Below are 13,491 nucleotides of genomic sequence, written 5' to 3' on the forward strand. Positions count from 1 at the left end.
ACCTGCCATGTCCCATACGCCGCACGACATCTTCCAGCGCAGCAGCGCACCCGTGACGATCGACGAGAACCTCTGCATCGCCGACAAGGGCTGCACCGTCTGCGTCGACGTGTGCCCGCTCGACCTGCTCGCGATCGACGTGACCAAGGGCAAGGCCTACATGCAGTTCGACGAATGCTGGTACTGCATGCCGTGCGAACGCGATTGCCCGACTGGCGCGGTCAAGGTCGACATCCCTTACCTGCTGCGCTGACCGTGTCCTTCAACGCTTTCTCCCGTCGCCCATGACCGACTCCCCCTTCGCTGCCGCGTTGCCCCGCGCACATGCCTCCGACGAAGCCGCACTCGTCGCCCGCCTCGCCGCGCCCGATGCCGCCGTACGTCGCGTCGCCCTGTTCGAACTCGCCGACCTCGAGGACCCGGGGTTCGTGCCCGCGTTCGTCGTCGCGCTGCGCGACGATCCGTCGGCCGACGTGCGCGGCGAAGCTGCCCGTGTGCTCGGCGCATGGGAGCAACCCGACGTCGTCGATGCGCTGTGCGGCGCATTGCTCGATCCGGACGACGACGTGCGCGCCGCCGCCGCGCAGAGCCTGTCCGAACTGAAGGACGCGGCATCGGGCGCCGTGCTGTGCCGATGGACCGAACGGCCCGAGCCGTTCGTGCGCCGTGCCGTGCTGCGCGGATTGCGCGAGTTGCGCGACCCCGGCGCGTTCGCGCCCGCGCTGCGCGCGCTCGATGCCGAACACGCCGAGGTGCGCGCCGAAGCCGTGGCGGTGCTCGGTTGGCTCAAGGATCCGCGTGCGCTGCCACCGCTTGCAGGCATCGCGACAACCGATGCCGCAGCGGACGTGCGACGCATCGCGGTCGGCGCGATCGGGTTCGCGACACCCGACGACGCGACCGTCATCCACGCGCTGTTCGCCGCGCTGCGCGACCGCGAATGGCAAGTGCGCGAGGAAGCGGCCACGACGCTCGGCAAGCTGCGCGTCGCGACCGCGCGCGAACCGCTCGTCGCCGCGCTCGACGACGACTACTGGCAGGTGCGCCTGCGCGCCGCGCGTGCGCTCGGGCAACTGCGCGATGCGGCCGCGGCGCCGGCCGTCGTCGCGCTGCTTTCTCACGCGATCAGCAACCTGCGCAAGGAAGCGGCGCTTGCGCTCGGTGAATTGCGCGACCGCGCGACGTTGCCCGCGCTGACCCACGCGCTGGAGGACCACGATCCGGAAGTGCGCAAGGCCGTGCGGATCGCGATCCGGCAGATCGACGAGGCGTCGCGATGATCTCCCCGACCGAAATCGTGCTCGATCATCCGGCGCGCACGTTGACCCTCCGCTGGCCGGACGGTCACACGCAACGCGTCAGCTATGCACGGTTGCGCGGTGATTGCCCGTGTGCGGAATGCCGAAGGATCCGGCACGACGGCGGTCGTGTCGATGCACGGCCCGACCTGACGCTGGACAGCCTGGAAACGGCCGGCTACGGCATCCGCATGGTGTTCGGCGACGGTCATGCGCGCGGCATCTATCCGTGGCCGTATCTGGCGGGCATGACAGCGCGGCCGTGACGTAGCGCCCGCGGCTGCGCGGACGAAATAGCAGGCGTGCGGAAACGCTGCGATACTGACGCCCACGATCGTCTCCACCCACCGTGGGAGCCAGAACATGCAAACCGCAGTCGGATTCATCGGCCTCGGCGTGATGGGCACGCCGATGGCGCTCAATCTTGCGCGGGCCGGCACGCCGCTCGTCGTATGGAGCCGGTCGCACGGCAGCGACGATGCGCTGCGCGACGCCGGTGCACGTGTGGCCGAGCACATCGACGACGTGTTCACGGCCTGCCGCACCGTAATCCTGATGCTCGCGAACGACGCGGCGATCGACGGCGCCCTCGCGCGCGGCACGCCCGGTTTCGCCGCCCGCGTCGGCGGGCACACCATCGTGAACATGGGCACGAACGCACCCGAGTATTCGCGTGCACTGGCCGACGACATCGCCGCCGCGTCGGGCCGTTACGTCGAAGCACCGGTGTCGGGGTCGCGCAAGCCGGCCGAAGCCGGGCAACTCGTGGTGATGCTCGCCGGCGCACCGGACGACGTCGACGCCGTCCGTGCGCTCGTGAAGCCGCTGTGCCGAGACAGCTTCGTGTGCGGCGACGTACCGTCGGCGCTGACGATGAAGCTCGCCGTAAACCTGTTCCTGATCACGATGGTCACCGGCCTGACCGAAGCCACGCATTTCGCGCAACGCCACGGCATCGATCTCGCCCGCTTCGCCGACGTGCTGAATGCGGGCCCGATGGCGAGTGACGTGTCGCGCGTGAAGCTAGGCAAACTCGTCGCCGCCGACTTCTCGGTGCAGGCCGCGATCACCGACGTGCTGAAGAATGCGCGCCTCGTCGCCGAATCCGCGCGCGGCATCGGCGTCGCGTCGCCACTGCTCGACATCTGCCATGCGCTGTACGGCGAGACCGAGCGGGCCGGGCATGGCGCGGACGACATGGTCGCCGTGATCCGCGCGATCGAGCAGCGCACCGACGGCGCGCAATGAATCGTCGCCGGCCGCCCCAACCACTCGAACGCACCCGCACGTAGCATCCGATGTCCGACTCAACCCGCTCCCCGACCAGCGTCCCCGCTTCCGTCCGCCCGGTTCCTGCCGTGATCGGCATCGTCCTGCGGGAGCGCGACGTGCTGCTGGTGCGTCGCGCCAATCCGCCCGATGCGGGCTGCTGGGGCTTTCCCGGCGGCAAGATCGAAGCGGGTGAATCGATTGCGCACGCGGTCGTGCGCGAGATCGCCGAAGAGACGACCGTCGACGTCGAGGCGCTCGACACCTTTACCGCGCTGGATGCGTTCGACTATGATGCCGGCGGCGACGTGCGCCAGCATTTCGTGATGGTCGCGGTGCTGTGCCGATGGCTGCGCGGCGCGCCTGCCGCCGGCGACGATGCACTCGACGCGCGCTGGTTCGATCTCGCCGAACTCGATCGCGATGACTTGCCGATGAGCGCAGGGGTTCGTGATGTCGCGCGACGCGCGATCGAGCGTGCGGCGGCACTTGGTCATGCGCAGCGTCCGGCCAATACTTGAATGCGTGAAGCACCGCTGTCTTTCTCGCAGCGCTTGCGCGCGGCCCGATCGGAACCATGACGGTGCCGGCTACGCGCCGACGAACCTCCAATTACAAATCAAAGATGGGCCAACCCATGATCAGAATTCGCAAGTCGACTCCGGCCGACGGCGCACGCGTGCTGGATATCTGGCGCAACGCGGTCGACGCCACGCACCACTTCCTCAGCAACGACGACCGTCGTGCGATCGAATCCGAAGTCGTCGCGTTCCTGCCCGGTGCGCCGCTCGATCTCGCCGTCGACGAAGCCGACCGCGCAATCGGCTTCATGTTGCTCGACGGCAGTCACATGGAAGCACTGTTCGTCGATCCCGCTCACCACGGCGCGGGTGTCGGGCGCCTGCTCGTGGAAGACGCGCTCAAGCGTCACCCCGACCTGTCGACCGACGTCAACGAGCAGAACGAATCGGCAGCGGGATTCTATGAACGGCTCGGCTTCGAGCGCATCGGGCGATCGGCGCTCGATGGGCAGGGGCGCGCCTATCCGTTGATCCACCTGCGCTATCGCGCGAAACCGTCGTCCTCGCCGCAGCACGCATAACGGTGGCCGGCGCGGGATAGCACGCCGCCCTCCACGTCATGCGCTCCGGGCACGCGAACGCGGCGACCTGATACCAGGTCCGCTCCACGCATGCCGCATGCGGCCACGTGACGCGTCATGCACGACGCACCGGTACCACGCGCTCGACCCTTGCACGGATGATCGTTTCCCGGACTGAACGAGCCTGTCGCGGGCCCGGAGATGCTAACCTCTCGGCCACTCTAAACGACATCGCGTGAAGCAACAGGATTCGACCATGCAAACCGTTGCGGTACTGGACTTCGAAACAACCGGACTTTCGCCGAACATGGGCGACCGTGCGACCGAAATCGCCGTCATCCTGCTCCGGGACGGTGAAATCGTCGACCGTTTCCAGAGCCTGATGAATGCAGGCAGACGCATACCGTCCGATGTCGTCGCGCTGACCGGCATCACGAACGAGATGATCGCAGCGGCGCCGCCGGCGTCGAAGGTCATGAAGGAAGCCGCGGCGTTCGTCGGCAAGCATGCGGTCGTCGCCCACAACGCCGGGTTCGACAAACGGTTCTGGCAGTCGGAACTCGGGCTGCTTGGCGTGTCGGCCGAGCATGCCTTTGCGTGCACGATGCTCGTGGCAAGACGTATCTATCCGGATGCCCGGAGTCACCGCCTGTCGAGCCTGGTGGATATGCTGCGGCTGCCGAAATCGGGCCGCGCACACCGGGCGATGGTCGATGCCGAGATGGCCGGGCACCTGTGGTGCCGGCTGCAGCAGGACATTGCGCGGACGTACGGACTGAATCGCATCGATCACGCGCTCATGGCCCGTGTGCAGGCAACGGCCAAGGCGAAAGTGCCGACGTACCTGCGTTCGCTCGTGGGCGCACACGCGTGAGCATCCGGGTCGCGATGCTTCCGACTCGCGCGATCCATTGATGAAAAACGGCTTGGCAACCTGCCAGGCCGTTTTCTTGTCGCAGCAGTCTTCCGGTTGATTCCAGATACAAGGCAACGGCAGGACGGCCGTCTTGTGGCCGCCCACGCCGCTGACTGACTGAGCTGCGATGTGTTCGTGTCATGCAAGGCCTCTCCTTGCACATGGTGATGCAGATGGACAGGCTCTCGTCGTCCAGACGCGCCTGCGCGCGCTTGCAGCGCGACATGATGAGCAGGGTGTGCGCCCAACCGATTTCTCCAACCCGTGCGCGGGGCGTGGGCTCGGCACGGTATTGCAAAAAAATTGAGGCAGCACCACAGGTTCTGCGCCGAACATGGCAAGCCTCCGTCCTTACGACACTCTCGGCTGCATGGCTTGTTTGGCGGCCGCTGGCACCAGTTCGCTCAACCGGGACAGGAACAGCTTGAGGATTGGAGAGGTGTTGGAACGGCTGTGACCGACAACGAGGTCGATTGTCGGCACGTCTCCCGCCAACGGGCGGCTCACCACGGACCACGGCAGCAGGTTCTCGACGTAGTCGGGAATCAACGTCAGCCCGCGCGTCGACGCCACGAGCGACATCACCATCGCTGGGTTGTCCACGCCCTGGGTGGGCGTAAGCGTCACACCTTCGCGCTGCAGGTACGTGTCCACCACGGAACGCAGCACGCGCGCCTTGTTGGCCATGGCCACGAAGGGCTGTCCCACGAGTTGTTGCGGTCGGATGCTCTCTTGCGAGGCCAAGGTGTGATCGCTCGGCATCAGCACGACCAGCGGCTCTTGCCCAACCGTCGTGTAGTCCAGATCGAAGCCCGGCTCGGCGCGCAGGAAGGCCAGGTCCAGCCGGCCACGTGCCAATGCATCCGCCAGGTCCGGTGAGTAATCGCTGGAGACCGTGACGTCGATGCTCGGCAACTCGTCGCGCAGCAAGTTCAGCGCCTTCGGCAACCAGGTCATCTCCTGTCCGGTCAGGAAGCCCAGTGCAAAACGCTGCTTGCTCGGCTGCGCCGCCCGGCGCGCGGCCTCGATCGCCGCATCGACCTGACTCAGGGCCAGTCGCGCGTGATCGATGAAGGCTTTCCCCGCCGGCGTCAGTTCGACGCCGCGCGTGCTGCGGCTGAGCAGATCCACGCCGACCTGATCCTCCAGGTCGCGGATCTGCCGGCTCAGCGAAGGCTGGGAGGTATGCAGCCGCCGCTCGGCGGCCACCGTCAGACTGCCCGTCTCCGCCACGGCGATGAAGTAGCGCAGATGTCTCAGCTCCATGCTTGCTCCCATGCTTTTTAGGCATCCCCACCCGCTTACAAAGTCTTTTTGTTTTTGAGGGGAGGCCCCTAAATTCTCACTCATGGCGGCGGGGAAAGCAGATTCGGAACGACAGCAACCCCTCGCCCGTACGTCAACCGTCATACCTCAAGGAGCATATCATGAGCCACCACCCCGTCATTCTCATCACCGGCGCGCTGACCGGCATCGGTCGCGCCACCGCCTTGGCGTTCGCAGACAGCGGCGCCCGTCTCGTCATCTCCGGCCGCCGGTCGGCGGAAGGCCAGGCACTCGAGTCCGAACTCCGTCAGTTGGGCGCCGAGGCCCACTTCATCCAGGCCGATGTCCGGCATGACCAGGAGGTTCAGGATCTGGTGGACCAGACCGTGGCTCACTTCGGCCGCCTGGACGTGGCCGTCAACAACGCCGGCACCGAAGGCCAGCCCGGCCTGATCGTGAACCAGACCGCCGACAGCTACGCCGCCACCTTCGACACCAACGTGCTCGGCACGCTGCTGAGCATGAAGCACGAACTGCGCGTGATGACTGCCCAGGGCAGCGGCAGCATCATCAACATCTCTTCGACTTACGGCCATGAAGGCGCGGCCTACGCGTCGGTGTACGCCGGCAGCAAGCATGCCGTCGAGGGCATGACCAAGTCCGCAGCGCTGGAAGTGGCGGCCGCGGGCGTTCGCGTCAACGCCGTGGCTCCCGGTCCGACCGACACCGGCATGCTGGACCGCTTCACCGCCACGCCGGAGAACAAGGCTGCGCTCGCTTCACGCGTGCCGCTGGGCCGCGTCGGCAAGCCGGCCGAGATTGCAGCGGCCGTGCGCTTCCTGGCTTCGGACGCCGCAGCGTTCGTGACCGGCCAGATCGTCACCGTCGATGGCGGCAAGACAGCCGGCTGATCAGGGCCGCGCCGAGACGGCGCGGCCCTGTCCGTCACCCAGGCAACGCCCGGCTTTTCACCGAGGCGGGGCAGCACCTTGCCCGCTCAAGGATCCGTCAGCCTCATAGGGAATACGACCATGCACACCTTCACTCATCACACCGCCCCGACCCAGTACATCGAGGCCAATGGCATCCGCTTCGCCTATCGCCGATTCGGTAAGTCAAGCGGCGTGCCAATCGTTTTCAACCAGCACTACACCGGAACGATGGACTATTGGGATCCGGCCGTGACCGACGGCTTCGCAGAGACGCGCGAGGTGATCCTGTTCAACAACGCCGGCGTGTCCAGCTCGTCCGGCGAGACGCCGGCAAGCTTCCCGGAAATGGGCGCCAACGCCATTGCCTTCATCCGCGCGCTCGGCCTCGACCAGGTCGATGTGCTGGGCATCTCGATTGGCGGTTTCGTCGCGCAGGAGATCGCACTTCAAGGCGGGGATCTCGTGCGCAAGCTCATCCTCGTCGGCACCGGCCATCGCGGCAACGACATGACGGCCAGCCGCTCGGCCGAGATCTTCGCGGGCCGCTACGAGCCGCCTGAACATCTCTGGCTGTCGGTGCACTTCGCGCCGTCCGAGGCCAGCCAGAAAGCCGGCATCGCCTTCCTTCAACGCAAGTGGCGCCGCCAGGATCGCGACCCGGAAGTGAGCGCGCAAACCGTTGCCGCCCAAGGCGCCGCCATCGGCAAATGGATCGCGCCGGACGAGAATGCGCTGGCCTACCTGAAGTCGATCCGGCAGCCCACGCTGATCGTCCAGGGCAGCAACGACGCGATCATCCCGACTGCGCACTCCGTCACGCTGCAGCAGCACCTGCCGAACGCCCAACTGGTGCTCTATCCGGACGCCGGCCACGGCTCGATTTATCAGTACCCGGAGCGCTTCGTCGCGCACGCCGTTCAGTTCCTGAACGAAGGCCCGGCCGGCATGGCCCGCGCTTGAGCGACCTCGCAACCTCTTTGGAGACGGACGTCATGAACTCACTCACGGGCAAGACCGCGCTCGTCACCGGTGCTTCGCGCGGCATCGGCCGCGCCACCGCCTTGACGCTGGCCGCGGCCGGAGCTCAGGTCCTGGTTCACTACGGCAGCGGCGAGACGGAGGCGACCGCCGTGGTCGACGAAATCCGCCGGGCCGGCGGCAAAGCCGAGACGATCGCCACCGACCTGCGTTCGCCGGACGGTCCGCACCAGCTCGCCGAACGCGTTCGCACCATCATCGGCGGACGGCTGGATGTCCTGGTGGCCAATGCGGGCATCGCCAAGGCCGCGTCGATCGAGGAGACGACGGTCGAGGACTTCGACGCGCTCTTCGCCGTCAACGTGCGCGCACCATTTTTTCTCGTGCAGCAACTACTGCCTGCTCTGTGCAAAGGAAGCAGCATCGTCCTGCTGTCGTCGCTGGCGGCACACGCCTCGGTCGGCACGCTCTCTGCCTACTCGGCCACCAAGGGTGCGATCGATACGCTGGTGAAGCACTGGGCCGCGGCTCTCGGCTCGCGTGGCATCCGCGTCAACGCGGTGGCACCGGGCGTGGTGGAAACCGAGATGTCGAGTTTCACCAAGACGGACGCGGGGCGCGAGGCAACCCTCGGCATGCAGGCCTTGCAACGCGTGGCCCAACCCGAGGACATCGCCAGCGTCGTCGCGTTCCTGGCCTCGGACCAGGCGCGCTGGATCACCGGTGACACGTTGCGCGTGGATGGCGGCTCCAAGCTCTGAGCCCACACCCATTCAATCTCTCAAGGAAATTCAAATGAAGCTCTATCACTCCACGTCGTCGCCCAATTCCCGTCGCGTGCGCATCCTGCTCGCCGAGAAGGGCCTCACTCCCACCCTGGTCCCGATCGACCTGGGCAAGGGCGAACAACACGGCGACGCCTACCGCGCCATCAATCCGCGCCGCGTCGTGCCCACGCTGGTGCTGGACGATGGGACGGCACTCGGCGAAGTGCCCGTCATCAGCCGCTACCTCGATGAGGTGTACCCGACGCCCTCGCTCTTCAGCACGACGCCCGCGGAGCAGGCCGTGGTCTCGATGTGGGATCGCCGCATCGAGCAGGAAGGTTTCGCGTCAGTGATGGAAGCGATTCGTAACAAGGCGCCCGGCCTGAAGGGCCGGGCGATCGCGGGACCGCACGACTACGAGCAGATCCCTGCACTGGTCGAGCGCAGCACGCGGCGCGTGAAAAATCTGTTCGCGGACATGAACGCGCGGTTGGCCGAGTCGCCCTTCGCCGCTGGCGAGAACTTCTCGGTAGCGGACATCACGCTGCTCGTCACGGTGGATTTCGCCGCCAAGGCGATCGACTTGTCGATTCCGGAAGAATTCCGTGCGCTGCGACGCTGGTACGACGCCGTCTCGCTTCGCGACAGCGCAACCGCTTGAACGCAGTCCGTTTCGCATATTGCGAAGCGTTCACCGCGTCCAATTTTTTGACGGCGTTACCGTCGGTTTTACCGTCAGGGATCGGGAGAACTGTGGATGCCCGGAAAGCCGCGTAAAACTAGCTTCCCCGGGAAGACTTTTACCGTCAAGGACGGTAAAAGTCTGAATAGTGAACGAGAATGTCTTGATCCGGCCTCGACTTTTACCGCCAACTCTGCCGTCAACTTGTTTTGCAGGCCGACGATAGCCACCGATAGACTCCGCGACGTATTGATTTGAAAGTCAAATCGTTACGGCAGTTTTTCGATGGCTGGCGATAATCATCGAAGGACGTCAATTCACTCCCACTCGATCGTCGCCGGCGGCTTGCCCGAGATGTCGTACACCACCCGGTTGATCCCGCGCACCTCGTTGATGATCCGGTTCGACGCGCGGCCGAGCAGCGCGTACGGCAGGTGCGCCCAGTGTGCGGTCATGAAGTCGGTCGTCTGCACCGCGCGCAACGACGTCACGTAGTCGTACGTGCGGCCATCGCCCATCACGCCCACCGACTTGACCGGCAGGAACACCGCGAACGCCTGGCTCGTCAGGTCGTACCAGCTCTTGCCGACATCGGCTTCGCCGCACAGGCCGGCGGCCGCATCCTGCGCGGTCGCGGTCGTGTTGCGCAGTTCCTCGATGAAGATCGCGTCCGCGCGGCGCAGCAGGTCCGCGAACTCGCGCTTCACTTCGCCGAGAATCCGCACGCCGAGGCCCGGGCCTGGGAACGGATGGCGGTACACCATTTCCGGCGGCAGGCCGAGCGCAACACCCAGCTCGCGCACTTCGTCCTTGAACAGGTCGCGCAGCGGTTCGAGCAGCTTCAGGCCGAGCGTTTCCGGCAGGCCGCCGACGTTGTGGTGGCTCTTGATCGTCGTCGCCTTCTTCGTCTTCGTGCCGCCCGATTCCACCACGTCCGGGTAGATCGTGCCCTGCGCGAGCCACTTCGCCTTCGACAGCTTCTTCGCCTCGGCCTGGAATACCTCGACGAACTCGCGACCGATGATCTTGCGCTTCGCTTCCGGATCGGTCACGCCGGCCAGGTGGCCGAGGAACTGGTCGGACGCGTCGACGTGCACGACCTTCGCATGCAGGCGGCCCTCGAACATGTCGAGCACCATCTTGCCTTCGTTCAGGCGCAGCAGGCCGTGGTCGACGAACACGCAGGTGAGCTGGTCGCCGATCGCGCGATGGATCAGCGCAGCGGCGACGCTCGAATCGACACCGCCCGACAGGCCGAGAATCACTTCCTCGTCACCGACCTGCTCGCGGATCTTCGCGACGGCTTCCTCGATGTGGTTGCTCATGATCCAGTCGGGCTTCGCACCGGCGATCTGCAGCACGAAGCGTTCGATGATCTGGCGGCCCTTCACCGTGTGCGTGACTTCCGGATGGAACTGCACCGCGTAGTAGCCGCGCGCCTCGTCGGCCATGCCGGCGATCGGGCAGCTCGGCGTCGACGCCATCAGCGCGAAGCCCGGCGGCAGCTCGGCAACCTTGTCGCCGTGGCTCATCCAGACCTTCAGCATCCCGTGGCCTTCGTCCGTCTTGAAGTCCTCGATGCCGTCGAGCAGGCGCGTGTGTCCGTGTGCGCGCATTTCCGCGTAACCGAATTCGCGGTGGTCGCTCCATTCGACCTTGCCGCCGAGCTGCACGGCCATCGTCTGCATGCCGTAGCAGATGCCGAGCACCGGCACGCCGAGATCCCACACGGCCTGCGGCGCGCGCAGCTGATGGTCTTCGTACGTGCTCGCGTGGCTGCCCGACAGGATCACCGCCTTCGGCGCGAACTCGCGGACGAAGTCGTCGGACACATCGTTCGGATGGATTTCGCAGTAGACGTGCGCTTCGCGCACACGTCGCGCAATCAGTTGGGTGACTTGCGAACCGAAGTCGAGAATCAGGATTTTGTCGTGCATGGCTGCGGACGGGATGAAGAGAATAAGAAAAGCAGCGCATCATTTTCATCATGCGCTGCGTCAATAGCATGGACAGCGGCGTCGGGCGGAAGGCAGCACGCTCGACGCATGGCCGGTCAATCCTGCATCGGCGGGCGCTCGTCGAGTGCGACGGTGCCGGACGACGATGGGCCGGATGCGGCCGGTGACGACGATGCAGCGGACGCCGCGGGACGGCTGACGACGGGTTCGACACGCTGCGGCGCAGATGACGACGCGGGTGCCGTCGCCGGCTCGGCCGGACGCTGCACCGGCGCGCGCGCCTCGAGCGCCTGCTCCAGCGCCTGCTCTTTTTCGCGCCGGCGCACAGCCGATGCGAGCCGCACGCCGCCGAGGCCGAGCACGATCAGCGCGACGCCGGCCACCGCCGACAGCACGCGGCCGGCGGCCGCGAGCGCGGGACCGCTGCCGGTGCCGATCGACCAGACGATCGTCAGCGCGCCGGTCAGCCAATACACATGGCCGACCGAACGCGCGACCGGCGCCGTGAGATCCCCGTTGAACGCTGCATGAAACGCGAGCCACGCGAGCCCGAGCAACGCGATGCCGAACGCCTGGCCGAGCATCGCCGGCTGGACGTTCGCAAGCTGCAGCGCGTTGAAGAGCGACTGCCAGGGCGTCAGCACGAACAGCACGCCGAACGCCAGCAGCAGCACGGCATCGATGACCAGCACGGCTCGCAGCAGCGGTTTCATCGGCGATCAGTCCACGTGGTAGTTCGGCGCTTCCTTCGTGATCTGCACGTCGTGCACGTGCGACTCGCGCATGCCCGCCGCGGTGATCTGGACGAATTCAGCCTTGTCGTGCAGCTCGTCGATCGTCTTGCAGCCGCAGTAGCCCATGCTCGCGCGCACGCCGCCGACCAGCTGGAACAGGATCGCGTTGACCGAGCCCTTGTACGCGACACGGCCTTCGATGCCTTCCGGCACGAGCTTGTCGATGTTCGCCGAGTTGTCCTGGAAGTAGCGGTCTGCCGCGCCGTCCTTCATCGCACCGACCGAACCCATGCCGCGATACGACTTGTACTGGCGGCCCTGGTACAGGAACACGTCGCCCGGCGCCTCTTCGGTGCCTGCGAACATGCTGCCCATCATCACCGCGTTCGCGCCGGCCGCGAGGGCCTTCGACACGTCGCCCGAGAAGCGCACGCCGCCGTCGGCGATGCACGGCACGCCCGTACCCTTCAGCGCTTCCGCGACGTTCGCGATCGCGCTGATCTGCGGCACGCCGACACCGGCGACGATCCGCGTCGTGCAGATCGAGCCCGGGCCGATACCGACCTTGACCGCATCCGCGCCGTATTCGACGAGCGCCTTCGCGGCGGCGGCCGTCGCGATGTTGCCGCCGATCACTTCGACGTGCGGGAAGTTCTGCTTGACCCAGCGAACGCGCTCGAGCACGCCCTTGCTGTGGCCGTGCGCGGTATCGACCACGATCACGTCGACGCCGGCCTGCACCAGCAGCTCGACACGCTCTTCGTTGTCGGGACCGACGCCGACCGCCGCGCCTGCGCGCAGCTTGCCGTGTTCGTCCTTGCACGCGTCCGGGTGCTCGGTCTGCTTCGTGATGTCCTTGACGGTCATCAGGCCGCGCAGTTCGAACGCGTCGTTGACGACCAGCACGCGCTCGAGGCGGTGGCTGTGCATCAGCGCCTTCGCTTCGGCGAGCGGCGTGCCTTCCTTGACCGTGACGAGACGCTCGCGCGGCGTCATGATCGACTTGACCGGCTCATCGAGGCGGGTTTCGAAACGCAGGTCGCGGTTCGTGACGATGCCGACGAGCTGCGGGCCTTCGACGACCGGGAAGCCCGAGATGCCATGCTGGCGCGACAGCGCGATCACGTCGCGCACCTTCATTTGCGGCGGCACCGTGATCGGATCGCGGACGACGCCCGATTCGAAACGCTTGACCTTCGCGACCTCGCGGGCCTGTTCGGCCGGCGTGAGGTTCTTGTGGACGATACCGACGCCACCCTGCTGGGCCATCGCGATCGCAAGGCGACCTTCGGTGACCGTGTCCATCGCGGCGGACACGAGCGGCATGTTCAGGGAGATGTTGCGGGTCAGCTTGGTCTTGAGGCTGGTGTCGCGCGGGAGAACGTCGGAGAAGGCGGGAACGAGGAGCACGTCATCGAAAGTGAGTGCTTTTTGGATCAGACGCATGGCAAATCCTATGGGCGCAAAAGCGAATTATACGCGAAGCGCCGTGAATTTTCACAACACGAACAACGGCTTAGCCGGTTTCGGCCGTTCGGGGGCCGAATCGTTCGGATCGCCGTTCGGTTCGTTTTCGATCGCCTTTCGTT

At 66.1% G+C, this 13,491-nt stretch carries 15 protein-coding genes; 11 read left to right on the forward strand and 4 right to left on the reverse strand.

What is annotated here, in order from left to right:
- The first annotated feature begins 7 nt into the window (after positions 1–7).
- The 7 genes from CFB47_RS11640 to CFB47_RS11670 all read left to right on the forward strand — a co-directional run bounded on the left by CFB47_RS11640 (position 8) and on the right by CFB47_RS11670 (position 4,543).
- Positions 8–253, forward strand: coding sequence for a ferredoxin family protein (locus tag CFB47_RS11640; RefSeq protein ID WP_089456406.1), 246 nt, complete (start codon positions 8–10; stop codon positions 251–253).
- Between the two features lie 31 nt (positions 254–284).
- The gene (locus tag CFB47_RS11645; protein ID WP_089461215.1) at positions 285–1,280 is read left to right on the forward strand and encodes a HEAT repeat domain-containing protein; all 996 of its coding nucleotides are present in this window, start codon (positions 285–287) and stop codon (positions 1,278–1,280) included.
- Positions 1,277–1,564 (forward strand): DUF971 domain-containing protein, encoded by a 288-nt coding sequence (locus tag CFB47_RS11650; protein ID WP_089461216.1) that lies wholly within the window; start codon positions 1,277–1,279, stop codon positions 1,562–1,564. Before CFB47_RS11645 ends, CFB47_RS11650 begins: the two co-directional genes overlap by 4 nt.
- A 97-nt stretch (positions 1,565–1,661) precedes the next feature.
- Complete coding sequence (locus CFB47_RS11655; protein ID WP_089461217.1) at positions 1,662–2,546, forward strand: NAD(P)-dependent oxidoreductase; 885 nt, start codon at positions 1,662–1,664, stop codon at positions 2,544–2,546.
- Between the two features lie 50 nt (positions 2,547–2,596).
- Positions 2,597–3,088, forward strand: a complete 492-nt coding sequence (locus CFB47_RS11660; protein WP_089461218.1) for an NUDIX hydrolase — start codon at positions 2,597–2,599, stop codon at positions 3,086–3,088.
- A 116-nt stretch (positions 3,089–3,204) separates the two neighbouring features.
- Complete coding sequence (locus tag CFB47_RS11665) at positions 3,205–3,669, forward strand: acetyltransferase (RefSeq protein WP_089461219.1); 465 nt, start codon at positions 3,205–3,207, stop codon at positions 3,667–3,669.
- Between the two features lie 256 nt (positions 3,670–3,925).
- Positions 3,926–4,543, forward strand: coding sequence for a PolC-type DNA polymerase III (locus CFB47_RS11670; RefSeq protein ID WP_089461220.1), 618 nt, complete (start codon positions 3,926–3,928; stop codon positions 4,541–4,543).
- A gap of 393 nt (positions 4,544–4,936) precedes the next feature.
- Here CFB47_RS11670 and CFB47_RS11675 read toward each other — a convergent pair whose 3' ends face one another.
- On the reverse strand, positions 4,937–5,851 hold the full coding sequence (locus tag CFB47_RS11675) for a LysR family transcriptional regulator (RefSeq protein WP_089461418.1): 915 nt from the start codon (positions 5,849–5,851) through the stop codon (positions 4,937–4,939).
- 161 nt (positions 5,852–6,012) lie between these two features.
- Between CFB47_RS11675 and CFB47_RS11680 the strand changes: the two genes are divergently transcribed.
- The 4 genes from CFB47_RS11680 to CFB47_RS11695 all read left to right on the forward strand — a co-directional run bounded on the left by CFB47_RS11680 (position 6,013) and on the right by CFB47_RS11695 (position 9,189).
- Positions 6,013–6,762, forward strand: coding sequence for an SDR family NAD(P)-dependent oxidoreductase (locus CFB47_RS11680; RefSeq protein ID WP_089461221.1), 750 nt, complete (start codon positions 6,013–6,015; stop codon positions 6,760–6,762).
- 120 nt (positions 6,763–6,882) lie between these two features.
- On the forward strand, positions 6,883–7,743 hold the full coding sequence (locus tag CFB47_RS11685; protein WP_089461222.1) for an alpha/beta fold hydrolase: 861 nt from the start codon (positions 6,883–6,885) through the stop codon (positions 7,741–7,743).
- A 32-nt stretch (positions 7,744–7,775) separates the two neighbouring features.
- Entirely contained in the window at positions 7,776–8,522 is a 747-nt protein-coding gene (locus tag CFB47_RS11690) for an SDR family NAD(P)-dependent oxidoreductase (protein WP_089440344.1), read from the forward strand.
- A gap of 34 nt (positions 8,523–8,556) precedes the next feature.
- Positions 8,557–9,189 carry a glutathione S-transferase family protein gene (locus CFB47_RS11695; protein WP_089461223.1) on the forward strand — a complete coding sequence of 211 codons (633 nt, stop codon included), beginning with the start codon at positions 8,557–8,559 and terminating at the stop codon, positions 9,187–9,189.
- A 338-nt stretch (positions 9,190–9,527) separates the two neighbouring features.
- Here CFB47_RS11695 and guaA read toward each other — a convergent pair whose 3' ends face one another.
- From guaA to guaB, 3 genes are all read right to left on the reverse strand, one after another.
- Positions 9,528–11,147 carry a glutamine-hydrolyzing GMP synthase gene (gene guaA / locus CFB47_RS11700; protein WP_069248259.1) on the reverse strand — a complete coding sequence of 540 codons (1,620 nt, stop codon included), beginning with the start codon at positions 11,145–11,147 and terminating at the stop codon, positions 9,528–9,530.
- Positions 11,148–11,263: 116 nt separating this feature from the next.
- Positions 11,264–11,881, reverse strand: a complete 618-nt coding sequence (locus CFB47_RS11705; protein WP_089461224.1) for a hypothetical protein — start codon at positions 11,879–11,881, stop codon at positions 11,264–11,266.
- Between the two features lie 6 nt (positions 11,882–11,887).
- Positions 11,888–13,348 (reverse strand): IMP dehydrogenase, encoded by a 1,461-nt coding sequence (gene guaB / locus CFB47_RS11710; RefSeq protein WP_011352433.1) that lies wholly within the window; start codon positions 13,346–13,348, stop codon positions 11,888–11,890.
- Positions 13,349–13,491 lie beyond the last annotated feature (143 nt).

The sequence above is a fragment of the Burkholderia sp. AU27893 genome, from assembly GCF_002223205.1.
Lineage (GTDB): Bacteria > Pseudomonadota > Gammaproteobacteria > Burkholderiales > Burkholderiaceae > Burkholderia.